We start from the raw sequence: 25,443 nt of genomic DNA on the forward strand, positions 1-25,443 counted from the left end.
GGTTCTGCGACCCGGACCGTGACAAACGTCATGGCCGTACTGTGGGCCTCGTGAACGACCGCGACCCTCGCCCGGCAGCCGCGCCGCGCAGCACGACGCTCGCCCGCGAGGTCGTGGCCACCTCGTGGTACATCGCTGTGTCCATCGTCTTCTTCATGATCTCGGCGCTCGGCATCTGGAGCCTGTGGGCACTGCTGGTCCGCACCCGCCTGGAGGATCCGGCAGTGATCGTCGGATACGCGGTCGGATCGATCGCCGTCCTGGTGTCGACGGTCGTGCTGCTCGTTCGATACCGAGCCGACGGCGATGTGGGGGAAGCGGATCGCCCGCCTCGCCTGCGCCGCTTCCTGTCGTGGCCGGTTCTGCTGGGGACGGGCGGATCGGTGCTGCTCGGCGCGGCGACCGTGTCGGTGCTGTTCGGGGCCTCGGTCCTGGCGACCATCCTGTGCCTGGTGCGCTGGGGGCCCGGCATCCGGTGGCGCGGCGTGATCCTCGTCGAGGCCGCCCTCGTCGCGCTCTGGTTCGCCGAGCGTGCCCGTCTCGAGGGTGCGGGCTCGCTGACATTCGCTCTCCTCGTCTTCGGTGTCGCTCTGCCGGCATCCATCGCTCTGTCGCTGTGGTCCTGGGACGTGGTGCTCGAGCTCGATCGTGCGCGTGCGACCGAGTCGCGCCTCGCCGCGACGCAGGAGCGGCTGCGCCTGGCGGGGGAGCTGCACGACCTGCAGGGGCACCACCTGCAGGTGATCGCGCTGCAGCTGGAGCTCGCCGAGCGGATGCTCGCCCGGGATCCGGATGCCGCGGGGGAACAGATCCGCCTGGCCCGCGCCTCCGTCGACGCGGCGCGAACGGGCACCCGAGAACTCGCCGGACGCTTCCGCGGCGTGCCCCTGCCCGATGAGTTGGCCAACGCCGCCGATCTGCTGCGCGCGGCCGGACTCGCGGTGCGGTCGGACGTGGCCGCCGACGCCGTCCTCGCCCCCGCAGACCTGCTGGGGCCGGTGATCCGGGAGTGCACGACGAACGTCCTCAAGCACGGCGGTGGCCGATGGGCGGAGGTGCGGCTCGATCGCGACGGCGGATTCTGGCGTGTCATCTTCGCCAACGACCCGGGTCCGACGTCGTCGCTCGGCGCTGGCTCGGGCCTCGCGGGCATCTCGCACCGGGTCGGGGTGGCCGGCGGCGATCTGCGGACCCGCCGCGAGCACGACCGGTTCGAGGTCGTCGTCTCGGTACCCGCGGAAGCCCCCGCGGCCGCCGCGAGGCGGGAGCAAGCGGGCGAGGGGATGCCGCGGTGATCCGGGTGCTCATCGCCGACGACGAGGACATGATCCGTTCGGCCCTCGCCGCGCTGCTCCGGCTCGAGGACGACCTCGAGGTGATCGCCGAATGCCGCGACGGCGAGAGCGCGGTCGAACAGGCGCTCGAGCTGCGTCCCGACGTCTGCCTGCTCGACCTCGAGATGCCCGGCATCGACGGGGTCGAGGCGGCGGCCCGCATCCGGCAGCGGGTTCCGGCGCGCTGCGTCGTCGTCACACGGCACGCGCGGCCGGGCGTGCTGCGACGCGCGCTGAGCGCCGGCGTCGACGGCTTCGTGCCGAAATCCCGCCGCGCCGACGACGTCGCCGCCGTCATCCGCGAGGTTGCCGCGGGGCGACGCTACGTCGACCCCGAGATCGCCGCCGATGCCCTCAGCGACGAGCGGAGCCCCCTCACCGATCGGGAGCTCGACGTGCTGCGGGCAGGTGCCCGAGGCGAGACGATCGCCGAGATCGCGGCGACGCTGCATCTGTCGGCGGGCACGGTCCGCAACCACGTCTCGTCGGTGCTGGGCAAGCTCCATCTCGCCACCCGGCAGCAGGCGGCGATCATGGCGCGCGAGCGCGGCTGGATCTGACACCGCCCCCTCCGTTCGGCGGGGCGCGGGCACGGGGCCGTCAGGCGCGGGTAGTAGGCTTTCCGATCGGGCGATCTCTCGACATCGAGATTCTTCACGCCCATCACCCACCGTCGCCCAGCGAAGGATTGCAGTGGACCTTTACGAGTACCAGGCCCGAGACCTGTTCGAGAAGTACGAGGTGCCGGTGCTCGCCGGCATCATCGCCGACACCCCTGAGGAGGCGAAGGCGGCGGCCGAGAAGATCGGCGGTGTCGTCGTCGTGAAGGCTCAGGTCAAGACCGGAGGTCGCGGCAAGGCCGGCGGCGTCAAGGTCGCCAAGACCCCCGACGAGGCATACGCCGCAGCCGAGGCCATCCTGGGCCTCGACATCAAGGGCCACGTGGTCCAGCGCGTCATGATCGCGCAGGGCGCCGACATCGCCGAGGAGTTCTACTTCTCGGTGCTGCTCGACCGCGCCAACCGCTCGTACCTGAGCCTGTGCTCGGTCGAGGGCGGCATGGAGATCGAGGAGCTCGCCGTCGAGCGTCCCGAGGCGCTCGCGCGCATCGAGGTCGACCCGCTGCAAGGCATCGACAAGGCCAAGGCCGTCGAGATCGCCCGCGCCGCGAACTTCCCCGACGACCTCGTCGAGAAGGTCTCGGACGTGTTCGTCAAGCTCTACGACGTCTACAAGGGCGAGGGCGCGACCCTCGTCGAGGTGAACCCGCTCGTCCGCACGGGCGCCGGTGACATCGTCGCTCTCGACGGCAAGGTCTCGCTCGACGAGAACGCCAGCGAAGTGCGCCACCCCGAGCACGAGGAGCTCGAGGACAAGGGCGCCGCAGACCCGCTCGAGGCCAAGGCCAAGGAGTCGGGCCTGAACTACGTCAAGCTCGACGGTCAGGTCGGGGTCATCGGCAACGGTGCGGGTCTGGTCATGTCGACCCTCGACGTCGTCGCCTACGCCGGTGAGAAGCACGGCGGCGTCAAGCCCGCCAACTTCCTCGACATCGGCGGCGGCGCGAACGCCCAGGTCATGGCCTCGGGTCTCGACGTCATCCTCGGCGACGAGCAGGTCAAGAGCGTCTTCGTCAACGTCTTCGGCGGCATCACGTCGTGCGTCGCCGTCGCGGAGGGCATCGTCAAGGCCCTCGAGATCCTGGGCGACTCGGCGACCAAGCCGCTCGTCGTGCGTCTCGACGGCAACCAGGTCGACGAGGGCCGCGCGATCCTCGCCGACGCGAACCACCCGCTCGTGACCCTCGCCGCCGGTATGGACGAGGGCGCCGACAAGGCCGCCGAGCTGGCGAACGCCTGAGCTCCGGACGCGAAAAGGACCAACGACATGTCTATCTACCTCAACAAGGACTCCAAGGTCATCGTCCAGGGCATCACGGGCGGTGAGGGCACCAAGCACACCGCGCTGATGCTCAAGGCGGGCACCAACATCGTCGGCGGCGTCAACGCCCGCAAGGCCGGCACCACCGTCTCGCACACCGATGCCGACGGAAACGCCGTCGAGCTGCCCGTGTTCGGATCGGTCGCCGAGGCGATCGAGAAGACCGGCGCCGACGTCTCGGTCGCGTTCGTGCCGCCCGCGTTCACCAAGGACGCCATGGTCGAGGCCATCGACGCCGAGATCCCCCTCCTCGTCGTCATCACCGAGGGCGTGCCCGTCGGCGAGTCGGCCGAGGCCTGGGCCTACGCGAAGTCGAAGGGCAACAAGACCCGCATCATCGGGCCGAACTGCCCCGGCATCATCACGCCCGGCGAGGCTCTCGCGGGCATCACGCCGGCGAACATCACGGGCAAAGGCCCGATCGGCCTCGTATCGAAGTCGGGCACCCTGACCTACCAGATGATGTTCGAGCTGCGCGACCTCGGCTTCTCGACCGCCATCGGCATCGGCGGCGACCCGATCATCGGCACCACGCACATCGACGCCCTCGCGGCGTTCGAGGCCGACCCCGAGACGAAGGCCATCGTCATGATCGGCGAGATCGGCGGCGACGCCGAAGAGCGCGCGGCCGAGTACATCAAGGCGCACGTCTCCAAGCCGGTCGTCGGCTATGTCGCGGGCTTCACCGCCCCCGAGGGCAAGACCATGGGCCACGCCGGCGCCATCGTCTCCGGCTCCGCGGGCACGGCGCAGGCGAAGAAGGAGGCCCTCGAGGCCGCCGGAGTCAAGGTCGGCAAGACGCCTTCCGAGACCGCCGCGCTCATGCGGGAGATCATCGAGAAGCTCTGACGCTTCGGGATACGACGAAGGGGCGGATGCTGCGGCATCCGCCCCTTCGCTGTTCTCCGGAGCTGCGCCCGGCGGCGGCGTGCCGCGGTCGGGTCAGACTCCGAGGAGCGCCTCGAGGGGCCCGCGGGCGAAGAAGATCACGAATCCGCCGGCGACGACCCACAGCAGCGGGCTGATCTGCTTGACGCGGCCCGAGAGAGCGTTGACGAGCACCCACGAGATGAAGCCCGCACCGATGCCGTTGGCGATCGAGTAGGTGAGCGGCATGACGGTCGCCGTGAGGAACACCGGCAGCAGGACGCGGAAGTCGGTCAGGTCGATGTGCGCGATCTGCGACAGCATCATGGCTCCGACGATGACCAGTGCCGCCGCGGCGACCTCGGTGGGCACGATCGAGGTCAGCGGCGTGAAGAACATCGCCAGCAGGAAGACGAGGCCCGTCACGACGTTGGCGAGGCCCGTGCGCGCGCCCTCGCCGATGCCCGAGCCGGACTCGACGAAGACCGTGGCCGACGACGAGCTCGTCGCGCCACCCGCGATCGCACCGACGCCCTCGACGATCAGCGCCGACTTGATGCGCGGGAAGTCGCCCTTCGCGTCGGCGAGGTTCGCCTCCTTCGCGAGTCCGGTCATGGTGCCCATCGCGTCGAAGAAGTTGGAGAAGACGAGGGTGAAGACGAGCATGACGAGGGTCACGATGCTCACCTTGCCGAGGTCGAACCCGAAGTCGACTGCGCCGATGAGGCTCAGGTCGGGGACGCTGACGGGCGAGCCGGAGAGGGCCGGGACGGTCAGTCCCCACCCGCCGGGGTTCTCGGTGGCCGCGCCGAGGTGCCAGATCGCCTCGACGACGATCGACAGGACCGTGCCCGTGACGATGCCGATGAGCATGCCGCCCTTGACCTTGCGAGCGACGAGGATGCCGGTCAGCAGGAGGGTGATGACGAACATCAGGGTCGGCACCGACGCGACGGACCCGCCGACGCCGAGACCGACCGGGGGAGAGGCCTGTCCGGTCGAGGTCACGAACCCGGAGTTGACGAAGCCGATGAACGCGATGAACAGGCCGATGGCCACCGTGATCGCGAGCTTCAGCTGCACGGGCACCGCGTCGAAGATGAGCTTGCGCAGGCCGGTGGCCGCCAGCAGCACGATGATGACGCCGTTGATCATGACGAGCGCCATCGCCTCTGCCCACGTGACCTCGCCGACGACCCCGAACGCGACGAAGGCGTTGATGCCCAGGCCGGCGGCGAAGGCGAAGGGCAGACGCGTGATGAGACCGAACAGGATGGTCATGACACCCGCGGTCAGAGCGGTCGCGGCACTGACCGCCGCGAAGTCGAGGGTGGTCCCCGCGACATCCGGCTTGCCCGACAGGATGATCGGGTTCAGGATCACGATGTAGGCCATCGTGACGAAGGTCACGAGGCCGCCGCGGACCTCCGTGCCGATCGTCGAGCCGCGTCGGCTGATGTCGAAGAAGCGGTCGATGGCACCCTGGGGCGCGCGCGATTGCGTAGTGTTCACAAAATCCTCCGAGAAGACGGTAGCGCCCCGCGCGCGTCCGCCCGACACGCACAGGCTCGCTGGGTAGGGTCGATCAGGCATGAATCGCCTGCTCGTCGCCCTCCTCTCCGCCTTCGACGCCCTCGTCGCGGTGGCCGTCGGCGTTGCCGCGGCCCTGGCGCCGCTGACCGTCCTCTGGGCCGTCGCTTTCGGTGGTGGAGCCGACTGGTCGTCGCTCTGGCCCGCGTCGGTGCGCCTCTGGCAGTTCGGGAACCTGGTGCCGCTGCAGGTGACGCTGCCGCAGGAGTACACGGTGGGAACCGGTATCGGCGCCGACGCGATGTCGTTCTCGCTCTCGCTCGCGCCCCTCGCCGTGGCGCTGCTCATCGCGCTTTTCGCCGCGCGGTCGGGATCGCGCGCTGCCGGCGCGGGAGCTGGGTTCACGGGCGTGCTCACGGGGGCATCGACCGTCGCCGTCGTTTCGGCCATCCTCGCCGCGACAGCCTCGACTCCGTACGCCGTCGTCGAGACCTGGCAGGCCGTCCTGCTGCCCACCGCCGTCTTCGCGGTGCCGGCCCTGGTCGGCTCCGTGACCCGCGCGTGGCGCGACGGCGACGACGGCCCCGTCGATTCGCTCTTCGTGCGGCTCGACCGCAGCGGTCATGCCGCCGTGGTATCGGCGGGGGCTCGCGGCCTCGCGATCGCCGTTCTCGGCTTCGTCGCGGTCGGTGCCCTCCTCGTCGGCGTCGCCATGCTCGTCCGCGGCGGCGACATCGTGGCGCTCTTCCAGGCGGCCAACGTCGACGCGATCGGCGCGACGGTCATCACCATCGGCCAGGCGGCGTACCTGCCGACCTTCTTCGTGTGGGGCGGCGCGTTCGCGGCCGGCCCCGGGTTCTCGCTCGGCGCCGGCTCGACGGTCGCCGCCTCCGGCACGCAGCTGGGTGTGATCCCCGGTATCCCCGTGCTGGGAGCCGTCCCGCCGGCGACGCCGCCGATGCTGCTGCTCGCGGCGCTGCTGTTCGTCGCGGTGGGATTCGTCGCCGGGGCGGCGGCACGGCGCAGGCTTCCGGCGCCGGCATCCGCTCTCGCCGCCGAGCCCGTCGCGCCCCGGCTCATCGCCGCCGCGATTCTGGCGGTCGGAGGCGGTCTCGCCGTCGCGGTGCTGTCGATGTCGGCATCCGGCGCGTTCGGTCCTGACCGGCTCGACCAGATCGGCCCGTCCGCGGGCGCCGTCGGCCTCGCCTTCGCGGTCGAGGTCGGCATCGGTGCCGCGATCGCCCTCCTCGGCCCGCGGTCATCGCATCGCGAACCCGGGCGCGACGCCCCCTCGGCAGCCGATGCCGAACACCCGGCTCAGACCGCCGGAAAGGCGTGGGTAGAGTAGGACGGTGCTGACGGTCGCGGTCCTCATCTCCGGTGGCGGGTCGAACCTGCGGGCCCTCCTGGACGCCGCGGCCGAGCCCGACTTCCCCGCCCGCGTGGTGGTCGTCGGAGCCGACCGGCCCGCCGACGGTCTCGCTCATGCCGACGCGTACAACATCCCGACCTTCGCGGTCCCGTTCCGCGAGTACGCGACGCGTGAGGAGTGGGGTGACGAGCTCGCTCGCCAGCTGGCGGCCTGGGCCCCCGACCTCATCGTGCTCAGCGGGCTGATGCGACTGCTGCCTGCCGCGGTCGTCGACGCGTGGTCGCCCCGCATCATCAACACCCACCCGGCGTATCTGCCCGAGTTCCCGGGCGCTCACGGCGTACGTGATGCGCTCGCAGCCGGTGCCGAGCTGACGGGGGCAAGCGTCATCGTCGTCGATGCGGGCGTCGACACCGGGCCGATCCTGGCCCAGGAGCGCGTGCCCGTGCTCCCCTCCGACGACGAGTCGTCGCTGCACGAGCGCATCAAGCCCGTCGAACGCCGACTGCTCATCGACGTCGTGCGGCGCATCGCCACCGGCGAGATCGACCTCGCCGCGCCCGCATCCCCGAACCCGACCGCTCCGACCGCCTGACGCACCGCAGGCCCCACACCGCACCCGAGGAGAACCGCCATGGCCGGACCGAGCCACGACCCCGCCCTCTACCGCGCGCGCGACCTCGTCGCCGTCCGCCGAGCGCTCATCTCGGTGAGCGACAAGACCGATCTTCTGCCGCTCGCACAGGCTCTCGCCGATGCCGGTGTCGAGATCGTCTCGACCGGTGGATCGGCCGCGCTGCTCCGCGATGCGGGCCTGACCGTGACCGATGTCGCCGAGGTCACCGGGTTCCCGGAGTCGCTCGACGGGCGAGTGAAGACGCTGCACCCGGGCGTTCACGCCGGTCTTCTCGCCGACCTGCGACTCGAGAGCCATGAGGCCCAGCTCGGAGAGCTCGGCATCTCGGCGTTCGACCTCGTCGTCGTGAACCTGTACCCCTTCGTCGAGACGGTGGCCTCGGGCGCTGCGCCCGACGACGTCGTCGAGCAGATCGACATCGGCGGGCCCGCGATGGTGCGCGCGTCGGCGAAGAACTTCGCCAACGTCGCGATCGTCGTCTCGCCCTCGTCGTACCCGGCCATCATCGAGTCGGTCTCCGCCGGCGGCACGAGCCTCGCGCAGCGCCGCGACCTGGCTGCCCGCGCTTTCGCGCACACGGCGGAGTACGACCGGGCCGTCGCGACGTGGTTCGCCGAGTCGACCCTCGAGGGCGACGAGCTGCCGCAGCACCTCACGATCCGCGCCGAGCGTCTGGCGACGTTGCGCTACGGAGAGAACTCGCATCAGCGCGCCGCCATCTACACGCGCGCGGGAGGCCACGGCATCGCTCAGGCCGAGCAGCTGCAGGGCAAGGAGATGTCGTACAACAACTACGTCGACGCGGATGCCGCACTGCGCGCCGCGTTCGACATGGTCAAGCCCGCCGTCGCGATCATCAAGCACGCGAACCCGTGCGGCATCGCCGTCACCGCACCGCAGGCGCTCGACCCCATCGCATCCGCGCACTTGCGCGCGCACGAGTGCGACCCCGTGTCCGCATTCGGCGGGGTGATCGCCGCCAACCGGACCGTCACGCTCAAGATGGCCGAGAACCTGCGCGACATCTTCACCGAGGTGATCGTCGCTCCCGACTTCGAGCCCGCCGCGCTCGAGGTGTTCAAGCTGAAGAAGAATCTCCGCGTGCTGCGGCTCCCCGCCGACTGGCGTCAGGAGCGCATGGACGTCCGGCTCGTCTCGGGCGGGCTGCTGCTGCAGGACGCCGACCGCTTCCCCGATGACATCGAGTCGGTCGCCACGGACTGGCAGCTGGTGTCGGGGGAGCGTCCCGACCCCTCCGAGCTCGAGGGGATGATCTTCGCGTGGAAGGCGTGCCGTGCCGTCAAGTCGAACGCCATCGTGCTCGCTCAGGGGTCTGCGACGGTCGGCATCGGCATGGGACAGGTCAACCGCGTGGACTCGTGCCGCCTCGCCGTCGAGCGCGCCGGAGAGCGGGCGGCCGGCTCGGTCGCGGCATCCGATGCCTTCTTCCCCTTCGCCGACGGCCCGCAGGTCCTCATCGACGCGGGGATCAAGACGATCATCCAGCCCGGCGGTTCGGTGCGCGACCAGGAGGTCATCGATGCGGCCCAGGCCGCGGGCGTGACGATGTTCTTCACGGGCGAGCGCCACTTCTTCCACTGACGCCGAGCGGGGTCGGCCGAGTCAAGAGGTGATCGGCGGGCCCGGAACGGGCGATAGGGTCGCTTCGGGTGTGGATCGTTTCGAGGAGGAACGAGTGATCTGGGAGATCGATGAGCGCGCTCGGACGATCGAGGGGCTCGATGCGGACGGCCGACCGAGGCCGGAGTACGCCGCGTCTCTCGGACTGCGCCGAGCACCGTTCGGCCGGCGCGTGCTGGCCACGGCCATCGAAGCGCTGGTCCTGCTCCTGATCCAGTCGCCGCTGCTCGTCTTCGTGGTTCCGGCGCTGAGCGGCATCGCTCTGGCGGCCGAGCCCGTCGAGGCGCTCGGCGCCCGTGACGATCTGCTGCTGCTGATCATCCTCGCGGCCGTGAGCTCGGGTCTGTCGACGGCTTTCGTCCTCACCCAGCTCATCCTGCTCGGCCGCCGTGGAGTCACTCTGGGCAAGGCGCTGACGGGCTTGCGCGCCGTGAACGTCCGCACGCTGGAGCGTCCCGGCTTCTGGCGAGGCGCTGTCGTGCGCTACCTCGTCCTCTGCGCGAGCATGATCGTCCCGATTCTCGGCCCCCTGCTCGTCATCGCGCTCTCGCCCTTGTTCGACCCCAACCGGCGAGGCCGCAGCTGGCCCGATCTCGCGGCCGCCGTCTGGCTCGTCGACATCAAGCGCGGGCTCAACCCGTACGACGACAAGCGCATGCGCATCGCGAGGAAGACGGTCGCGACGGACCTGCTCGATGTGAAGACGGAGCTGCCGTCGCTCGCGACACCCGTCGCCTCGGCGGGCACCGGGTCGTACGTTCCGCTCGCGCGAAACAAGGGCGGTGTGCTCGGAGCCGTTCGCTCCGCACCCGGCAGCGGAATCATCGGCGAGACGGATGCCGTCGAGGAGGAGGAACGCCCGGGCATCCCCACCACGGTCGCGCCGGCGCCGTTCGTTGCACCCGCACCGGGCATGCCCGCGGCGTCGCCGCCGCCCGCAGCGCCGGGAGTGCCTGCCGGCGCACCCACGCCCGGTGCTATTGCTCCGGGGGCGATCGTCGCTCCCGCCGCCGGCGCGGCGCCGTGGACGCCGCCGTCGCTGCTCGAAGAGCCCGTTGCGCCGCCTGCCCCGGCTTCGCCTGCCCCGGCTGCCCCTGCCCCGGCTGCGCCCGCTGTGTCGGCCCCGGCACCCGTTCCCGCCGCCGAGCGGGTCGCCGCGCCGTCCGCGGTCGTCGAGCTCACGCTCGACTCGGGCGACACGATCGCGGTGCCGGGCGGGGGCGTCGTTCTGGGCCGGGCCCCGGCAACCGGTCCCGACGATGTGGACGTCTCACCCGTTCCGGTCGTGGACCACACGCGTTCGATCTCGAAGACCCATTGGGCGCTCCTTCGCTCCGGCGGCCGAGTCGTGGCTGTCGAGCGCGGCTCGACCAACGGAAGCGTTCTCGTGCGCGGCGCCCGAGAGCAGGTCCTCGTCCCCGGCCAGCCCGTCGAGCTGCGCGACGGCGACACCATCCGCTTCGGCGACCGCTCCGCGGTCGTCGCGATCCGCTGACTCCCCGCCGACCGACGTCGCACGGCTGACAGGAAACCTCGATGAGACTCAAGCTGACTCTGCAGCGCCGCGATCACACCGGGACGGACATCGTCGTCACGTCCGACTCGACCGCCACCGTGCACGACGTCGCGCGTCGGATCGTCGACAGCGACCCGCGACGTGAAGTCGCCGCGGGCGACTCGGATGTCCTGACGTTGACGGTGGCGCCGCCGACGTCGCCCGATTTCGTCATGCTCGACCCGAACATGCTCGTCAGCGATGCTCCGATCGGCTCGGGGTTCGTTGCCACCGTGACGAACCTCGGAGCGGACTACGTCGCCACCCGCGGTGCCGGCGGCCCCGTCGCCGCGATCCTCCACGTGGTCGGCGGGCCGCTTGCGGGACGCGAGTTCTCGCTCCCGCAGGGCCACTTCACGATCGGCCGCTCGCAGGGCAACGACATCGTGCTCGATGACCGGCTGGTGTCCAAGCGTCACGCGCGCATCGAGATCGGGGCATCCGTCGAGCTCGTCGATCTGAACTCCGCCAATGGAATCGTCATCGACGGCGGTCTCGTGCAGCGCCTGCGCGTGATCCCCGGCCAGCGGTTCCAGCTCGGCGACACCGAGCTCGTCATCTCGATGGTCGAGAGCTTCGCCCCCGTCGAGCAGGATCCTGTGCTCGAGCGGGGCGGCAGTCTCCTGTTCAACCGCAGCCCGCGGGTCGAGGCGCGCTACGTCGGCGAAGAGCTCGAAGAGCCGCGGATGCCGAAAGATCCGGTGTCGCGCCTCTTCCCATGGCCGATGCTCATCGCGCCCCTCATCCTGGGCATCGCGATGTTCTCGATCACCAACCAGCCGCGCACGCTGCTCATCGTCTTCATGACGCCGATGATGCTGCTCGGAAACTTCATCTCGCAGCGGACGCAGCTGGGCCAGCGTCAGCGCAAAGAGGTCGAGATCTTCGAGCGCACCTTCGAGGAGCTCGAGGAGAAGCTGTACCGGCTGCGGCCGCGTGAGCGCGAGGTGCGCAACGCCGAGGTCCCGCCCGTCGCCGTGGTCTTCGAGCAGTCGATGCAGCTCGGCCCGATGCTGTGGACGCGGCGCCCCGAGCACTGGAACTTCCTCTCGGTGCGGATGGGCACCTCCGAGGCTCCTTCACGCACGAGCGTCAAGCGTGCTGAGAACCCCGATGCGCTGCAGGAGTACGTCGAGCGCGTCGACCGGCTGCGCGAGCGCTACCGGATGATCGACGGCGTCCCCGTCCTTGAGTCGTTGCAGAGCGTCGGCGTGCTCGGCGTCGCCGGCGGCGCACGCGAGGCCGCGGATGCCCTCCGCGGGCTGGCCGTGCAGCTGTTCGGGCTGCACTCCCCGAACGATCTCGCCGCCGTCGCGCTGACCGAGCCCGAGTGGGCGAAGGAGCTCGAGTGGCTCAAGTGGCTGCCGCACACCTCGAGCGAGCGCAGCCCGTTCCGCGACATGCCGCTGTCGGATTCCGCCTCCACCGGCGCCGCACTGCTGTCCGGGCTCGAGGAGCTCGTGATGCGGCGATCGAAGGCGGCAGCCGCGCCCCGTCTGCCGTTCGACGACGACTGGGACCCGATGCGTTACGGCACCGATGTCCGTCGCGCCGCCGAAGAGGCGACCTTCCCGGGGCAGACCGCGGTGCTCGTCATCGTCACCTCCGACGCGCCGGTCGATCGTGCCCGTCTCACGCAGGTGCTGGAGCGCGGCGCCGACGTCGGTGTCTACGGCATCTTCGTCGCGCCCGTCGTCGACGCACTGCCCGCCGTGTGCCGCACGTTCGTCGACGTGTCGGCGGGACTCGGCGCGGCGCGTGTGGGAACCGTCCGCAGCGGCGTCGAGTACCCCGTCACAGAGGTCGAGGGCGTCTCGAACGAGCTCATGACGGTGCTCGCGAAGCGACTCGCTCCGGTGGCCGATGCCAGCACGATCATCGAGGACTCCTCCGACATCCCGAACTCGGTGATGTTCCTCTCGCTCGTCGGTTCCGAGCTCGCCTCCGACCCGACATTCGCTGTCGAGCGCTGGCGCGAGAACAACACGATCCTCGACCGCAGCGGGGGAGCGCTGCCGCGGCTGAAGAAGGCCGGCAACCTGCGCGCCATCGTGGGCCAGGGTGCGACCGACGCCATGACGCTCGACCTGCGGACGCAGGGGCCGCACGCCCTCGTCGGCGGTACGACGGGCGCCGGCAAGTCGGAGTTCCTGCAGGCGTGGGTGCTCGGCATGGCCGCGGCCCACAGCCCCGACCGCGTCACCTTCCTCTTCGTCGACTACAAGGGCGGATCGGCCTTCGCCGACTGCGTCGAGCTGCCGCACACCGTCGGCCTCGTCACCGACCTGAGCCCGCACCTGGTCCGTCGCGCCCTGACGAGCCTCCGGGCCGAGCTGCACCACCGCGAGCACCTGTTCAACCGCAAGAAGGCGAAGGACCTGCTCGAGCTCGAGAAGCGTCGCGACCCCGAGACGCCGCCCGCACTCGTGCTCGTGATCGACGAGTTCGCCGCGCTCGCGGGCGAGGTGCCGGAGTTCGTCGACGGCGTCGTCGACATCGCCCAGCGCGGTCGCTCGCTCGGCATCCACCTCATCATGGCGACGCAGCGTCCCGCCGGCGTCATCAAGGACAACCTCCGCGCCAACACGAACCTCCGCGTCGCCCTGCGCATGGCCGACGAGTCGGATTCCAAGGACGTCGTCGACGACCCCGTGGCGGCCCGATTCGACCCCAGCATCCCCGGCCGCGGTATCGCCAAGACCGGCCCCGGCCGTCTCGTTCCCTTCCAGTCGGCCTATGCCGGTGGCTGGAGCACCGATGAGGTCGTCGCCGCCGACGTCAGCGTCGCGGAGCTCCGCTTCGGGTCGGTGCAGCGCTGGGAGGTCGACGAGAAGCCCGAAGACCCGGCCGCCGAGGTCGATCCCGGACCCAACGACCAGAAGCGCATCGTCGCCACCCTCGTCGCCGCCGCGAACCGAGCGGCGATCCCGGCACCCCGTCGGCCCTGGCTCGACGACCTCGAGACCACCGTCGACATCCGTTCGCTGCCCGCGGGTCGCGCCGGGTCGATCCTCATCGGCAAGAGCGACATCCCCGAACGCCAGCTGCAAGAGGCCGTTTACTTCGAGCCCGACCGCGACGGCTCGCTGCTCGTGTACGGCACCAGCGGCTCGGGCAAGTCCACCGTCCTCCGCACGATCGCCATCGCCGCCGCGACGACGGGCCGCCGTGCCGAGAACATCGAGGTCTACGGTCTCGACTTCGGCTCGGGGTCGCTCAAGAGCCTCGAGATCCTGCCGCACGTCGGCTCGGTGATCCCCGGCGACGACGCCGAGCGCGTGCAGCGCATCATGCGTTCGCTCGGGAAGGTGCTCGATGACCGGGGCAAGCGCTTCAGCGCCGCCAACGCGTCGACCATCGCGGAGTACCGCGAGCTCACCGGCCGTGACGAGGCGCGCATCGTGCTGCTCCTCGACGGGTTGCCGCAGTTCCGGGCCGAGTGGGAATCCACCACGGCGCGGATGCCGTTCTACCAGGCGTTCATGCGGATCCTCGGCGAGGGACGTCCGCTCGGCGTCCACGTCGTGGCCACCGCCGACCGTTCCGGCTCGGTGCCGACGGCGGTCAGCTCGAACATCTCGCGCCGCGTCGTGCTGCGACTCTCGGACGAGAACGCCTACGCGCTGCTGAACGCGCCGAAGGACGTCCTCGACGAGCGCTCCGCGCCCGGGCGGGCGATCGTCGACGGCTTCGAGACGCAGATCGCCGTCCTCGGCGGCACGCCGAACGTCGCGGAGCAGACGAAGCTGCTCGGTCAGCTCGCCGACGAGCTGCGATCGCGCGGCGTGCGCGAGGTCGCGGAGATCGGGTCGCTGCCGACGCGTCTCGCGCCCGCGGACCTTCCCGACCGCATCGGCGAGTTCCCGGTGCTCGGCGTCGCGGAAGACACCCTGGCTGCGCGCGAGTTCGACCCCGTGGGAACGTTCGTCGTGGCCGGCCCGCCGATGGCGGGCAAGACGACCGCGATGAAGGCCATCATCACGTCGATGACGCGCCTCGACCCCGAGGTGACGCTGTTCCACTTCGGCGGCCGGCGCTCGCAGCTGCGCGACTTCGCGCCGTGGGTGCGCAGTGCCACGACGCCCGACGACGCGAAGGAGCTCGCCACCGAGCTGGCCGAGCTCGTCGCCGACGAGACCCTCGGGCGCCGCATCCTCATCGTCGTCGAAGACGTGCCGCAGTTCGCCGACTCGCCGGCGGAGCGCCCGCTGAAGGCCCTGTTCCAGGCGGTCAACCGCAGCGACCACCTGCTCATCGGCGACGCCGACGTCACGCAGGTGACCAGCGGATTCGGCCTCGTCGGCGACTTCAAGGGCGGGCGCAAGGGCGTCATCCTCAAACCGGATGCCTTCGACGGCGACGCCGTGTTCAAGGTGCCGTTCCCGAAGGTCAAGCGCAGCGACTTCCCCGAGGGCCGCGGCATCTTCGTGCAGGCCGGTCGTGCCGTCACGGTGCAGATGCCGCTGGTGGAGTCCGAGACCGTCGCGGCGTCTCGTCCGGTCGCGGCGGGCGCGGGGGAGGCCGTGTCGACCGACACCGTCACCGAGACCATCCGCTGAGTCGGATGTCGTCGGGGCGGGTCCGCGCGTCGCCAGCCACTGCGGGCGGGCGGTGGTGGGCGTGGATCGCGGGCGCCGGGATGACGTCCGCGGTCGTCTCGGCTGCCGTGATGTATCCACCGCTCCGGCGTATCCGGCTCGACCCCGGCCTCGCCCTTCCGATCATGGTGACGGCATCCGTGGTCGCGGTTCTCGCTCTCGGCGCGGCGGCCGTCGTCCGGCCCGCGGCAAGGCGAACGGATGCCGCGATCATCGCCACGATCGTCGCGGTGGCAATGGTCGCGGCGATCGGATACCGCGCTGTGGTGGGAACGTCTGCGGGCACGTCGTTCTCGGAAGCGCAACTGCGGCTGTGGTTCGCACTCGCCGTGGCGCAGGTCGTGCTCCTCGTCATCATCGCGGTGCAATCGCCCCGCACCCGGCGCGCCGATGAGGTGCGGCGTTGAGCATGCGAGCGACGATGCGGCGGTCATCGCCTACGTCCAGGCCGACCTCGAGCAGCTGTTCGCGTCGGTCGTCACGGTGACGCACTGAGCGTCTCTGTCGCTCCGGGCGCCGTGCCGCAGCGACCGCCTCACCACGACGAGCGCACTCCGCGAGCCGAACGCTCCATGTGGTGATCACCGTCGTCTCACCGATCGGGTGGCCAAGTGAGCGCACCGATGGACACGAAGTGGGACCCCGTCATCCCCTATCCGCTCTTCCTCGCGCCGACGGCGATCCTGGTCGGCCTCGCTGCCCTCTCCGGGGTTCTCGCGCTGGTGGTCGCCCTCAGTGCGCGAGCCGGCGACGAGTCAGGGCAGCGGGGTCCACTGGGCCCCACGGCGCCGGCCATGGTCAGTGCTTTCGCTTTCTCCTCCTCGTCCCCGACGGGGCACCCGGTGGGGTGACACCGTCTTCGGTGAGCAATGGGTGGCAGCAGCCGTTTGCGCCGGCGCGTTCGTCGTGCTGCTCTTCGGCGTGGCTGCCTCGTCCGCGAAGAGTCGTCGTCGCCGAGGCGCAGACGCATGAGCCCGTCCGCCGCGCACCTGGACGATGACCGCCCGCAGAGCGTGAACGTGGGATGACGTTCTTCAACGACAGTGCCACCGACTGGGCCGACGATCATTCCTTGAGCGCGGAGACGCGGTTCAGTCGCCTCGAAACGGTCGCTTTCCAGCGGCATTCCGAGATCTTTCATACCCTGGCGCTGCGCGTCGGAACGGCGGAGATGCGCGCCAGAACGGTGGTGGTACGTCGGGTGGTGGCTCAGCCGTGCCGTGTGGTTCTGGGATCGTGAAGGTGACCAGTGGTGGTGGTGCGTCTTCGCGATAGACCCGCCCGGTCGGTGAGGTCCAGACGAGGGTTCCACCCGCGAGTTGTACCACGTGCCATCTGGTGTGGTGTTTGACGTCGTGGTGGCGCTTGCAGAGGTCGGCGAGGTTGCACACGTGTGTCTTGCCGCCGTCGGATGCGGCGATGGTGTGGTCGAGTTCGCATCGGATGGCGGGTTGTCGGCATCCGGGGAACCGGCAGTGCCGGTCCCGGGCTCGCAGCAACCGGATCATCGCCGCGGTGGGCCGGTACGCGTCGCATTCCAGCACGGTTCCGGTGACGGGGTGGGTGAGCAGCCGGTCCCACGAGGTGGCGTTGCCCGCGAGCTCGCGGGCGGTGGCGGCGTCGATGGGGGAGCGCCCGGCTAGATCGGCCGGCCCCTCGTCCTGACCCATCAGCGTCAGCGCGGATACCGCGACCTGCACGTGTGCGCGGATCGCGCCGAGGGTTCCGTTGCCGTCACCGGTCGCGGTGGGATCGAGGGTCGGTGTTCCGGCCAGCAGGAGGTCGGAGAACACGTCGGCTCGAACCTGGTCGATGCTCCGGCCGTCGTCGATGAACGACGACCCGACATCAAGCGTCGTTTCGGCGTCGGGTGCGCGGCCATTCGCGTCGGCTCGCTCGTCAGGAACGCCCGCGGCGTCGCGCGCAGGTCGTGCGTTGATGATCTCCCGCGCCTGTCGCGTAAGTCGGTCGATGATTCCGTCGGCGATCACGGTCGGCAGCGTCGCGATCAAATCCGACATCCCGTCCGGGCCGGGCTTGACCGAGACGCACCTCCCCGCCGCGACCTCCTCGTGGCGTTCCGTGAACGATCGCGGGTGCACCCGTTCGGCGACCATCTGGAGCGCGTCGCGCACCCGGTTCGGGGCGTCGCGTTCGCACTTCTCGATCGCGAGGCGTTCGAACTCCGCACGGTCACCCGCCGGGATGACGCATCCGACGTCCTGGATGACCCGCACGTGCCCGCGGACGATCCGCCCGGCCTCCCATGCCGCCATCGTCAACGGGTAGTTGTCGACGAGGTCTCGGGCTTCGTCGATGCGACGCTGCAACGTCCGGTCGGTCGCGACGAACACCCCGGCAAGCTCGGCGGCGATCCCACGCAGTGCCATCTCCCGCGCCTTCACCCGCTCGGACGCGCCCGCCGACTGCTGCTCAGCCAGCACCCCCGCCGCCGCCAGAACCCGCACCTCCCGGACCTGCCCGGCCCGCACCACATCCGCAGCCGCCTCGGCATCCGCGACCAGCGCCGCGAGCGCGGCGACGTCGGCGTCGCTGCCCATCCCGCTGTCGGATGCGTGGTTCGAATGCATGTTCTAATCATGGCACCGACCTCCGACATTCATCCGAACTGTCCACAGGCTGCGGCATCCGCGCGATCGACCGTCGGAACATGCCGCAGCGCAGCCGTCCGAACCTGACGCGTCACGCACGTTCGGACCGCGGTGGAGCCTCCCGAGCGCCTGGGTTCCGCTCATCATCATCGCCGTCGTCAACATCGTTCCCGCCGCGATCGTTCTGGCTGGCCGCGGCCGCGGCTCACATCGCCCTGCACGTCTTCCTCTCGCGCGTCGTCCGATTCCGCGGGGGTGGTCCGATGTCGAGAAGCTCGAGATGACGATGGCGCCGGAGGCCATGTCGCCTCGCACGAAGGCCGCGCTCGCGGGTGTCGGCCACCTCACCTGAGCCCACCGACGGGCGGGATGGAAAAGACCGCGGTATCACGGCGCGTCCTCTCGGCATGAAGGGCGGAACTGCGCCACGGGCTGTCAGAGGAAAGCGATTGCCTAGCACATTCCGAGATGGGGAGTTCTCCCCATCGACCTCGGGCCTGGGCTGCCGATAGGTTTTGGGTGTCGGCTCCGGAGGGGGGTCGGGACATCTACTTTCAGGAGGGCCGTCATGGCTGATTTCGGTGCGTCTTATGGCGAGATGGAGCAGGTTGCGAGTTCGCTGGCGCAGGCTCGTGATGACATTCAGGGTCAGCTGGACACCCTGAAGTCGCAGGTCGACACGCTTCTGGGCGATGACTTCAAGACGCAGCACGCGTCGGGCAAGTTCGGTGAGGGCTACTCGGAGCTCACCACGGGTCTGAAGAACGCGGTCGATGGCATCAACGACATGTCCGAGTCGCTGCTGGGCATGATGCGCGCGATCCAGGACCTCGACCAGCAGCTCGCCGGCAGCTGATCTCGTCTTCTCGGAGCCGAGGCGTCCTGGGCGCCTCGGCTCCGCTCGATTCTCGGAGGTGACCATGGTCGACGTGCGGATCGACTACGGCGCGATGCGCGCCAGCCGCAACGCTTACGCGAACATGCGGGATGTTCTCGACGGGGCGACACGGGCGATGTCGAACGTGTCGGGCGCGGCCGTGCCCCAAGACGTGCTGCGGCGGCGTCTCGAGGATCTCCACGATTCGTGGGGTGGCGGTATCGACAAACTCGCCCGCTATGCGGAAGACGCGGGCACGGGACTCGAGGGCATTCTCGAGGCATTCCAGCAGCTCGACACCGAGCTCGGCAACAGCATGGTTCCGCAGGAAGGATCGGCGTCGTGACCGACTTCTCCGCTCTCGGCTTCGACCCCGCCCCTGGCGATGTCGCGACGCTCTCCGGATATGTGGATGCGCTCACCACCAGCTGCGACGGCGTCGATGACGCGCTGTCGATGATGGACGGCTCCGACGACGCCGCCTGGATCGGGAAGTCGGCGACGGCGTTCCGCGCCGCACTCAGCGAGGACTTCCGACCGCACCTCAGTGACACCGGCGAGGCGTTGCGCACATCGCGGACGGCCCTCGCGACCTGGACCGATCAGCTCACCAACTACCAGCGGCGTGCCGCAGCGCTCGCGGAGGAGGCCTCAGCGGCATCCGCGAGCGTCGCCTCATCGGAATCGGCCCATGCGCAGGCGCAGGCGAACAAGGACGCCGAGGACGCCGACCCGGATGCCGTGTCGAACGCGTCGACGGCGCTGGCGAACGCGCAGGGCGAGCTGGAGTCGATCCGCGCGCGCGCTCGTCAGCTCAAGGACGAGGTCGATGCCGACGCCGCCGCCGCGGCCGGAGCGCTGCTGTCCGCGAGCGACACGCTGAACTCCTACGCCGGCAACCCGGTCATGAACTTCCTGGGCTCGGCCGGCGACTGGCTCGCCGACGCAGGCAACTGGCTCATGGACAACGTGGTGCCGATCCTGGAGGACATCCTCCGGGCGGCGCTGCCGATCATCGCGATCCTCTCGCTCTTCATCCCCGTCCTCGGCACGGTGGCGCTCATCATGTCCATCGCGCTCGTCGCGATCGACGGCCTGCAGTGGGCGACCGGTCGCGGAACGTTCGCCGAGTTCGCCACCGGCGCCCTCGGACTGCTGGCGGGTGGTGCGCTCGGGCAGGCTGCGAAGGCGCTGATCGGCCCCGGTGGACAGGTGCTCATCCCGTCGATCCAGGGCATGACGCCGGCCATGGCCGGCGGTGGGGCCGCGGCGGGAAGCGTCGCCGTGGCGCTCAACGTCAATCTGCCGAACATGGTTGCGAATACCTACTGGACCGTGAACAGTGCGATGGACGCCCACAGCAAGGGGACGGATTTCGTCGACAGTCTGACCGGGCCGTGGCAGAACCTCTCCGAGCGGTTCAACAACACCCTGCGCGGCAACGGTCCGCGCACCGACGAGGAGGTCTGATGACCGAGCAGGAGGCGACGCTCGACCCGATCGCGGCTGAGGGGGCGCCGCTGCGGGTCTGGCAGCGCGTGCCCCAGGGGTGGATCGAGTTCCGCTCGTTCGGCGATCGTTCGCCGCAGGAGTGGCTCGACTGGTACCTCGTGAGTGCCGAGGGCTGGCTCCCGGATGCTGCGCGCGACGCGATCGTCGACGGATTCCGCGCCGGCGTCGAGCTGTTCGCCGACACAGCTTTCGCGTTCGCCGGTGTCTCGCTGACGTTGGGCGAGCGCCCGGCGGCGTTCTTCCTCTGCACGAACGTGGTGCCGGGGGCGGCCGAGACCGACGCCGCCGCGACGGCGTTCCACCGGCTGCTCCCGCTCGCGCGGTTCGGCGAGGGCGGGCGCAGCGAGAGCTTCACCACCCCGGACGGCCGCGTCGGCACCATCACCCTCGGTGCGTCGATGGACGGCGGGATGCCGCATCTCACGGCGGTCGGCGAGATCCGTCTTCCCGGCGGCGCGGGCACCGCCGTCGTCATGGGGTTGTGCTCCGACCCGCAGCAGTCGGCCGAGCTGGCGCTGCACGTCGCGTTCGCGCTCACGACCACGCAGGCTCTGCCCGAGGGTGTCGAGCCCGCGGAGCCCGAGCCCGCCGCCACGTAGCATTTGTCCATGGCGTTCGCTTTCATCCAGGCAGCATCCCGCCCGCTCCTCGAGACAGGCGAGGCGGGGGAGCCTGCGGCATCCGCGGGGCCGTCCGACGCCGATCGTGCTGTCACCGTCCTGCGTGCCGACTACGAGCGATGGTCGCGCTGGGCGCTCGGAATCGTCGGATTCGTCGCTGCCGCGGGCGGCGTGTTCTTCGCGGGCGGGCTGGTCGCGACCGTCGTGGCGATGGGCGTCGTGACACCGGACACCGTCATCGTCATCGTCATCGCAGCGGCGATCGCGCTCGGAGGCGTCGCGCTGCTCGTGGTGTTGTGGCGCACGGGTCGCGCTTTGACTCGCGCCGCGTCGTTCTGGCTGCGCGCACCGTACGTCGCGGGCCAGCGCGCGCCGCGCGCCGCCGGATGGGTACAGGCGCGTACCGTCAACCTCGAGCCGCGCATCCTGGTCCGTCTGAGCACGGCGACCTTGGCGCTGCTCGTCGCCATCGGCGGTGTCGCGGTCTTCGTGCGTGACCTCGGCGCCGGCGTCTCGGTTTTCACGGTGCCGGTCCTGCTGGTCGGCATCTGCGGCGCCCTCAGCGGCATCGGTCAGATCAGCGGCGTATTGCGTATCGTCAACGGCCTGAGTGCGGGCGACCCGCTGTGGGCGTGGCTGACGCGCTCGGTGCGCGCGCGCTGAGGCACGCTTCACCTGCCGCGTACGCTGGCCCCGTGATCCTGCCGTCGTCGCCGCCGAGCCGCGTGCACGCGTTCGCCACACGTGCCTTTGCGATCGTTGCCGTGATTCCGTCCGTTGCGCTGATCGTATTCCTCGTGGGGTCGCTGATCCTCTCGGGCGGGCAGGTCAGCGAGTCCACAAGGGCCAAGTGGGCCGTCGCGGCGCCGTATCCGCTCTTCGTCATGCCCGCCGGAGTCCTGATCGCGCTAGCCGGTGCATTCGTGGTCTTGGCCGTCGTCTCGGTGGTGACCGCGCGTCGCGACGATGTGCCGGGTCTGCGCGGACTTATCGGGCCTGGCATTGCCGCCGCGATCGCTGCGGTCCTGTTCGCCGGTATGACGCCGGAGCGCGGCGTGCGTGCGGGGGACATGGTGTGGGGTGCCCAATGGACCGCGGCCCCGATCTCGGCTCTCGCGGTCGTCATCCTGGTCGTGGGCATCGCCGTGCTCTCCCGACGTTCCTCGATTGGTGAGCGATGACGGCGGGCCGGCTGAGGCACTCGCGGAGCAGCTCATACCGCCACCGCGCGACAGGGCGAGCGCGACGCACGTTTGCCATGGCCCTGGCCACGGGAATGGTAGTGATCATGACGGGATGCAGTTCCGCAGCCGAAGCACCGACGGGAGATGCGCTCTACCGCGACGGCGAGGATCGATACCTCTCGTACGCGACGACCATGCATTCGGTGATCATGGCGATCCACGATGGTGAGTGGAAGGTGGATCAGGGGTCGTGGGGCGCCTCGCCTATCCCGTGCCGGACAGAGGGCGGCTCCGACGGGTATGCCTTCTCGTGGGCCCGACTGCTGGAGCAGGATGCCCCGGATGTCGACGCGATCGTGGCGGCATCATCCGCTGCCTTCGAGGCCGCAGACATGTCGGCGACCACCACGACCTACGGCGAGGGAGACCGCCAGGAAGTCAACGTGATCGCGACGGGTGGTCCCGTCGTTCGTGGCGTCGTGACCATCCGCCCTGCCCTGGGTACGATCCGAGTGACCGCGGAACCCGGGTGCTTCCCCGGTGACGCCGCGAAGCTGTATGACATGGTTTTCGCCGGCATCTCCTACCCCGGACTCGCCCTGCGCGTGCCGGCCTTCGAGGGGCCCGATTGGCAACCCCGGTTCTATTTCCCCGAGGACGGCAGCCCGGTGTACTGGAACGAGGACGGAACGCCGATCGAACCTCCGCCCGCGTCCACCGACTTTCCCGTCGCCCCGTACGGTGGTGACTCATAGGCTTCCTCCACACCACGGCTCGCGGCTGGGCAGAAGGCCACTCGCTCGCCGCTGACGTCCGATTCGCGCAACTCGAGGCTGTGGCCTACCAGCGGCATCCGGAGATCTTCCAGCACTTCGGCGCCGACGGCGCCGCGATGGCGCACCGCCTGCACGCGAACGCGAAGAGGTCATCGTTACATCGCATCCTCGACGTCGTGCTGTGGGCCCTCGTGATCGGCGCGTTCTTCGCACCGATCGCGGGCCTCGCCGTGCTCATGGGCGACCGCTTCGACTTCCACCGCATCGAGGCCCAGCGGGCGATGCCGATCGCGGGCGCGATGTTCACCGTCGCGGCGGTCAGCCAGGCCACCCTCCTGGTCATCTGGCTGGTCCGGGGCGCCCGGTTCTCGTGGCCGGAGTTCTCCATCCACCTCGTGGCGGCGGCGATGGCACTTCTCGCGCTGGGCACGATGCCCGGCGTCGCCGAGCTCGACGACTACACGGGGTGGCAGCAGTGGCGGGTTCCGGTCCTCATCGCGCTCGGCGTCGCCGGGCTGGCAGCCCTCGTGATGCTGGTGCGCTTCCGCGTCCGCGAGCCCGATGGCGACGGCGAGGGCGCGCCCGAGACAGGCCTCAGCGTCGGCGACATCCGCGCCCGCATCGCGGCGCTGCCGTGGGACGAGCGTCAGGCCATCATCGACGACCGCAACGCGGCGCTTGCGGTGCTGCACGAGCGCGGCTTGATCGACGCCGACACCCTGGAGCAGGCCCTCGGGTGCGAGCCGGGAACGCTGTTCCTCCTCGACGCCGAGCGGCGCGCGTGAGCCGGTGGGTGCGGAGGCGGGACCGGCTCAGACGTTCGGGCGGCCGTAGGTCTCGAGGAAGCGCAGCCACACCTCGCTGAGCGTCGGGTACGCCGGCACGGCATGCCACAGTCGCGCGAGCGGAACCTCGCCGACGACCGCGATCGTCGCAGCCTGCAGCAGCTCGCCGACATCCGCCCCGACGAACGTCGCTCCGATGAGAACGCCGCGGTCCTCGTCGACGATCGCCCGTGCCTGACCGGAGTAGGCGTCAGACCGCGTCGACGCGCCCGCGATCCACGAGAGGTCGTAGTCCAGCACACGGATGTTGCGTCCCGCAGCACGCGCGGATGCCTCGGTCTCGCCGATCGATGCCACCTCGGGGTCGGTGAACGTCACCTGCGGCACGGCGCCGTGGTCGGCGGTCGCGACGTGCGCGCCCCATGGGGCGTCGTCGATGGTGCCCCCGGTCGCCCGCGCGACGATCACGTCGCCCGCGGCGCGGGCCTGGTACTTGCCCTGGTGGGTGAGGAGGGCGCGGTGGTTGACGTCGCCGACCGCGTAGAGCCAGTCGGATCCGCGGACGAGCATCGTGTCGTCGACCTCCAGCCACGAGCCAGGCTGGAGGTCGACGGCATCCAGCCCGAGATCGTCGGTACGCGGGACGCGACCGGTCGCGACGAGCACCTCGTCGGCGCGGACGCGCGTGCCGTTCGACAGCTCGAGCTCGACCTGACCGTCGTCGACGCGCTGGGCGGAGACGAGGTCGGTGTGCAGCAGCACCCGCGCGCCGCGGTCGGTCAGCGACTGCGCGACGAGGTCGCCCGCGAAGGGCTCCATCGGTCCGAGCAGCCGGCTGCGCGCGATGAGCGTCACCTCGCTGCCGAGGTCGACGAACGCCGTGGCCATCTCCGCGGCGACGACACCGCCGCCGACGATCGCGAGCGAGCCCGGGATCTCCTGCACGGCGGTCGCTTCGCGACTCGTCCACGGAGACACATCGGCCAGGCCGGGGATATCGGGGAGGAGAGCCGCCGAACCGGTGCACACCGCGACGGCGTGACGTGCGATGAGGGTGGTGAGCGAGCCGTCGGGTCCGGTGACCTCGACGCGCTTCTCGCCGGAGAGGCGGCCGTGCCCGCGGACGAGGTCGACGCCGGCCCCCTGGAGCCACTCGACCTGCGACGCGTCGTTCCAGTCGGAGGTCAGCGAGTCGCGGCGGCGAAGCACCCCGGCGACGTCGATCTCGCCCGTCACAGCCTGCTTCGCACCGTCGACCGCGCGCGCCGCGCGGAGGGCGGCGCCGGCTCGCAGCAGACCTTTCGACGGCATGCACGCCCAGTACGAGCACTCGCCGCCGACGAGTTCGCTCTCGACGATGGCGACGCTCAGGCCGCCCTGCACGGCGCGGTCGGCGACGTTCTCTCCGACGGGACCGGCTCCGATGACGACGAGGTCGTAGGTGCGTTCGCTCATGTCGCGACGCTAACCCCGGTTGCGGGCTGTGCGCCAGCACTTGCGCTCAGCGGGGTCGCGCGTGCCGCCAACCGGCTGAGCGGCTCGATCCGACCCGTGAGCGGGGATGGCAGGGGGTTGAGCCTGTGCGCGGTCCGGTCGGGCGGC

The 25,443-nt window shown here is 70.3% G+C and carries 22 protein-coding genes; 19 read left to right on the top strand and 3 right to left on the bottom strand.

Features of this window, described 5'->3' with window-relative positions; all coding sequences use genetic code 11:
* Window positions 1-50: 50 nt before the first annotated feature.
* From ABIC53_RS00590 to sucD, 4 genes are all read left to right on the top strand, one after another.
* Entirely contained in the window at window positions 51-1,295 is a 1,245-nt protein-coding gene (locus ABIC53_RS00590; protein ID WP_354449953.1) for a sensor histidine kinase, read from the top strand.
* Complete coding sequence (locus ABIC53_RS00595; RefSeq protein WP_274178975.1) at window positions 1,292-1,894, top strand: response regulator transcription factor; 603 nt, start codon at window positions 1,292-1,294, stop codon at window positions 1,892-1,894. The genes ABIC53_RS00590 and ABIC53_RS00595 overlap by 4 nt, the downstream gene beginning before the upstream one ends.
* Before the next feature lie 133 nt (window positions 1,895-2,027).
* Window positions 2,028-3,194: an ADP-forming succinate--CoA ligase subunit beta gene (sucC, locus tag ABIC53_RS00600; protein ID WP_354449955.1), complete on the top strand. Its 1,167-nt coding sequence runs from the start codon at window positions 2,028-2,030 to the stop codon at window positions 3,192-3,194.
* Window positions 3,195-3,221: 27 nt separating this feature from the next.
* The gene (gene sucD, locus ABIC53_RS00605) at window positions 3,222-4,124 is read left to right on the top strand and encodes a succinate--CoA ligase subunit alpha (RefSeq protein WP_112617478.1); all 903 of its coding nucleotides are present in this window, start codon (window positions 3,222-3,224) and stop codon (window positions 4,122-4,124) included.
* Window positions 4,125-4,217: 93 nt separating this feature from the next.
* On the opposite strand, the gene ABIC53_RS00610 is transcribed toward sucD, so the two are convergent.
* Window positions 4,218-5,654 carry an NCS2 family permease gene (locus ABIC53_RS00610; RefSeq protein WP_269267966.1) on the bottom strand — a complete coding sequence of 479 codons (1,437 nt, stop codon included), beginning with the start codon at window positions 5,652-5,654 and terminating at the stop codon, window positions 4,218-4,220.
* Between the two features lie 79 nt (window positions 5,655-5,733).
* Between ABIC53_RS00610 and ABIC53_RS00615 the strand changes: the two genes are divergently transcribed.
* The 7 genes from ABIC53_RS00615 to ABIC53_RS00645 all read left to right on the top strand — a co-directional run bounded on the left by ABIC53_RS00615 (window position 5,734) and on the right by ABIC53_RS00645 (window position 16,326).
* A complete protein-coding gene (locus ABIC53_RS00615; RefSeq protein WP_354449958.1) occupies window positions 5,734-7,020 on the top strand; it encodes a cell division protein PerM in 1,287 nt (428 codons plus the stop codon).
* A gap of 4 nt (window positions 7,021-7,024) precedes the next feature.
* Window positions 7,025-7,639 (top strand): phosphoribosylglycinamide formyltransferase, encoded by a 615-nt coding sequence (gene purN, locus ABIC53_RS00620; protein ID WP_354449960.1) that lies wholly within the window; start codon window positions 7,025-7,027, stop codon window positions 7,637-7,639.
* A gap of 39 nt (window positions 7,640-7,678) precedes the next feature.
* Window positions 7,679-9,283 (top strand): bifunctional phosphoribosylaminoimidazolecarboxamide formyltransferase/IMP cyclohydrolase, encoded by a 1,605-nt coding sequence (gene purH, locus ABIC53_RS00625; RefSeq protein ID WP_112617475.1) that lies wholly within the window; start codon window positions 7,679-7,681, stop codon window positions 9,281-9,283.
* A gap of 94 nt (window positions 9,284-9,377) precedes the next feature.
* Window positions 9,378-10,817 (top strand): RDD family protein, encoded by a 1,440-nt coding sequence (locus tag ABIC53_RS00630; RefSeq protein ID WP_354449962.1) that lies wholly within the window; start codon window positions 9,378-9,380, stop codon window positions 10,815-10,817.
* A 41-nt stretch (window positions 10,818-10,858) separates the two neighbouring features.
* Complete coding sequence (locus ABIC53_RS00635) at window positions 10,859-15,436, top strand: type VII secretion EssC family protein (protein WP_354449964.1); 4,578 nt, start codon at window positions 10,859-10,861, stop codon at window positions 15,434-15,436.
* An 80-nt stretch (window positions 15,437-15,516) separates the two neighbouring features.
* Window positions 15,517-15,882, top strand: a complete 366-nt coding sequence (locus ABIC53_RS00640; protein ID WP_274178970.1) for a hypothetical protein — start codon at window positions 15,517-15,519, stop codon at window positions 15,880-15,882.
* 204 nt (window positions 15,883-16,086) lie between these two features.
* Window positions 16,087-16,326, top strand: coding sequence for a hypothetical protein (locus tag ABIC53_RS00645; protein WP_274178969.1), 240 nt, complete (start codon window positions 16,087-16,089; stop codon window positions 16,324-16,326).
* Window positions 16,327-16,566: 240 nt separating this feature from the next.
* Here ABIC53_RS00645 and ABIC53_RS00650 read toward each other — a convergent pair whose 3' ends face one another.
* A complete protein-coding gene (locus ABIC53_RS00650; protein ID WP_354449966.1) occupies window positions 16,567-18,066 on the bottom strand; it encodes an HNH endonuclease signature motif containing protein in 1,500 nt (499 codons plus the stop codon).
* A 589-nt stretch (window positions 18,067-18,655) separates the two neighbouring features.
* Here ABIC53_RS00650 and ABIC53_RS00655 point away from each other — a divergent pair.
* The 8 genes from ABIC53_RS00655 (at window position 18,656) to ABIC53_RS00690 (ending at window position 23,841) form a co-directional block, all read left to right on the top strand.
* Window positions 18,656-18,943 carry a WXG100 family type VII secretion target gene (locus tag ABIC53_RS00655; protein WP_112617469.1) on the top strand — a complete coding sequence of 96 codons (288 nt, stop codon included), beginning with the start codon at window positions 18,656-18,658 and terminating at the stop codon, window positions 18,941-18,943.
* 64 nt (window positions 18,944-19,007) lie between these two features.
* Window positions 19,008-19,310: a P-loop NTPase family protein gene (locus tag ABIC53_RS00660; RefSeq protein ID WP_023955668.1), complete on the top strand. Its 303-nt coding sequence runs from the start codon at window positions 19,008-19,010 to the stop codon at window positions 19,308-19,310.
* A complete protein-coding gene (locus ABIC53_RS00665; RefSeq protein WP_088380581.1) occupies window positions 19,307-20,434 on the top strand; it encodes a hypothetical protein in 1,128 nt (375 codons plus the stop codon). Before ABIC53_RS00660 ends, ABIC53_RS00665 begins: the two co-directional genes overlap by 4 nt.
* On the top strand, window positions 20,434-21,075 hold the full coding sequence (locus ABIC53_RS00670) for a hypothetical protein (RefSeq protein WP_282501423.1): 642 nt from the start codon (window positions 20,434-20,436) through the stop codon (window positions 21,073-21,075). The genes ABIC53_RS00665 and ABIC53_RS00670 overlap by 1 nt, the downstream gene beginning before the upstream one ends.
* Before the next feature lie 9 nt (window positions 21,076-21,084).
* Window positions 21,085-21,759: a hypothetical protein gene (locus ABIC53_RS00675; RefSeq protein WP_282501422.1), complete on the top strand. Its 675-nt coding sequence runs from the start codon at window positions 21,085-21,087 to the stop codon at window positions 21,757-21,759.
* 32 nt (window positions 21,760-21,791) lie between these two features.
* Entirely contained in the window at window positions 21,792-22,277 is a 486-nt protein-coding gene (locus tag ABIC53_RS00680) for a hypothetical protein (RefSeq protein WP_274178965.1), read from the top strand.
* A gap of 107 nt (window positions 22,278-22,384) precedes the next feature.
* Complete coding sequence (locus tag ABIC53_RS00685; protein ID WP_274178964.1) at window positions 22,385-23,035, top strand: hypothetical protein; 651 nt, start codon at window positions 22,385-22,387, stop codon at window positions 23,033-23,035.
* Between the two features lie 80 nt (window positions 23,036-23,115).
* Window positions 23,116-23,841, top strand: a complete 726-nt coding sequence (locus tag ABIC53_RS00690) for a hypothetical protein (protein ID WP_354449970.1) — start codon at window positions 23,116-23,118, stop codon at window positions 23,839-23,841.
* Between the two features lie 27 nt (window positions 23,842-23,868).
* On the opposite strand, the gene ABIC53_RS00695 is transcribed toward ABIC53_RS00690, so the two are convergent.
* Complete coding sequence (locus ABIC53_RS00695; RefSeq protein WP_354449972.1) at window positions 23,869-25,296, bottom strand: dihydrolipoyl dehydrogenase family protein; 1,428 nt, start codon at window positions 25,294-25,296, stop codon at window positions 23,869-23,871.
* Window positions 25,297-25,443 lie beyond the last annotated feature (147 nt).

The organism is Microbacterium sp. 1262, assembly GCF_040544895.1.
In the GTDB taxonomy this organism is placed as follows: Bacteria; Actinomycetota; Actinomycetes; order Actinomycetales; family Microbacteriaceae; genus Microbacterium; species Microbacterium plantarum.

Coding starts and splice junctions, on each gene's coding strand:
- sucD (WP_112617478.1), top strand. CDS start 3,222: ATGTCTATCTACCTCAACAAGGACTCCAAGGTCATCGTCCAGGGCATC.
- ABIC53_RS00615 (WP_354449958.1), top strand. CDS start 5,734: ATGAATCGCCTGCTCGTCGCCCTCCTCTCCGCCTTCGACGCCCTCGTC.
- purH (WP_112617475.1), top strand. CDS start 7,679: ATGGCCGGACCGAGCCACGACCCCGCCCTCTACCGCGCGCGCGACCTC.
- ABIC53_RS00635 (WP_354449964.1), top strand. CDS start 10,859: ATGAGACTCAAGCTGACTCTGCAGCGCCGCGATCACACCGGGACGGAC.
- ABIC53_RS00640 (WP_274178970.1), top strand. CDS start 15,517: ATGACGTCCGCGGTCGTCTCGGCTGCCGTGATGTATCCACCGCTCCGG.
- ABIC53_RS00650 (WP_354449966.1), bottom strand. CDS start 18,066: ATGCATTCGAACCACGCATCCGACAGCGGGATGGGCAGCGACGCCGAC.
- ABIC53_RS00655 (WP_112617469.1), top strand. CDS start 18,656: ATGGCTGATTTCGGTGCGTCTTATGGCGAGATGGAGCAGGTTGCGAGT.
- ABIC53_RS00660 (WP_023955668.1), top strand. CDS start 19,008: ATGGTCGACGTGCGGATCGACTACGGCGCGATGCGCGCCAGCCGCAAC.
- ABIC53_RS00670 (WP_282501423.1), top strand. CDS start 20,434: ATGACCGAGCAGGAGGCGACGCTCGACCCGATCGCGGCTGAGGGGGCG.
- ABIC53_RS00675 (WP_282501422.1), top strand. CDS start 21,085: ATGGCGTTCGCTTTCATCCAGGCAGCATCCCGCCCGCTCCTCGAGACA.
- ABIC53_RS00685 (WP_274178964.1), top strand. CDS start 22,385: ATGACGGGATGCAGTTCCGCAGCCGAAGCACCGACGGGAGATGCGCTC.
- ABIC53_RS00695 (WP_354449972.1), bottom strand. CDS start 25,296: ATGAGCGAACGCACCTACGACCTCGTCGTCATCGGAGCCGGTCCCGTC.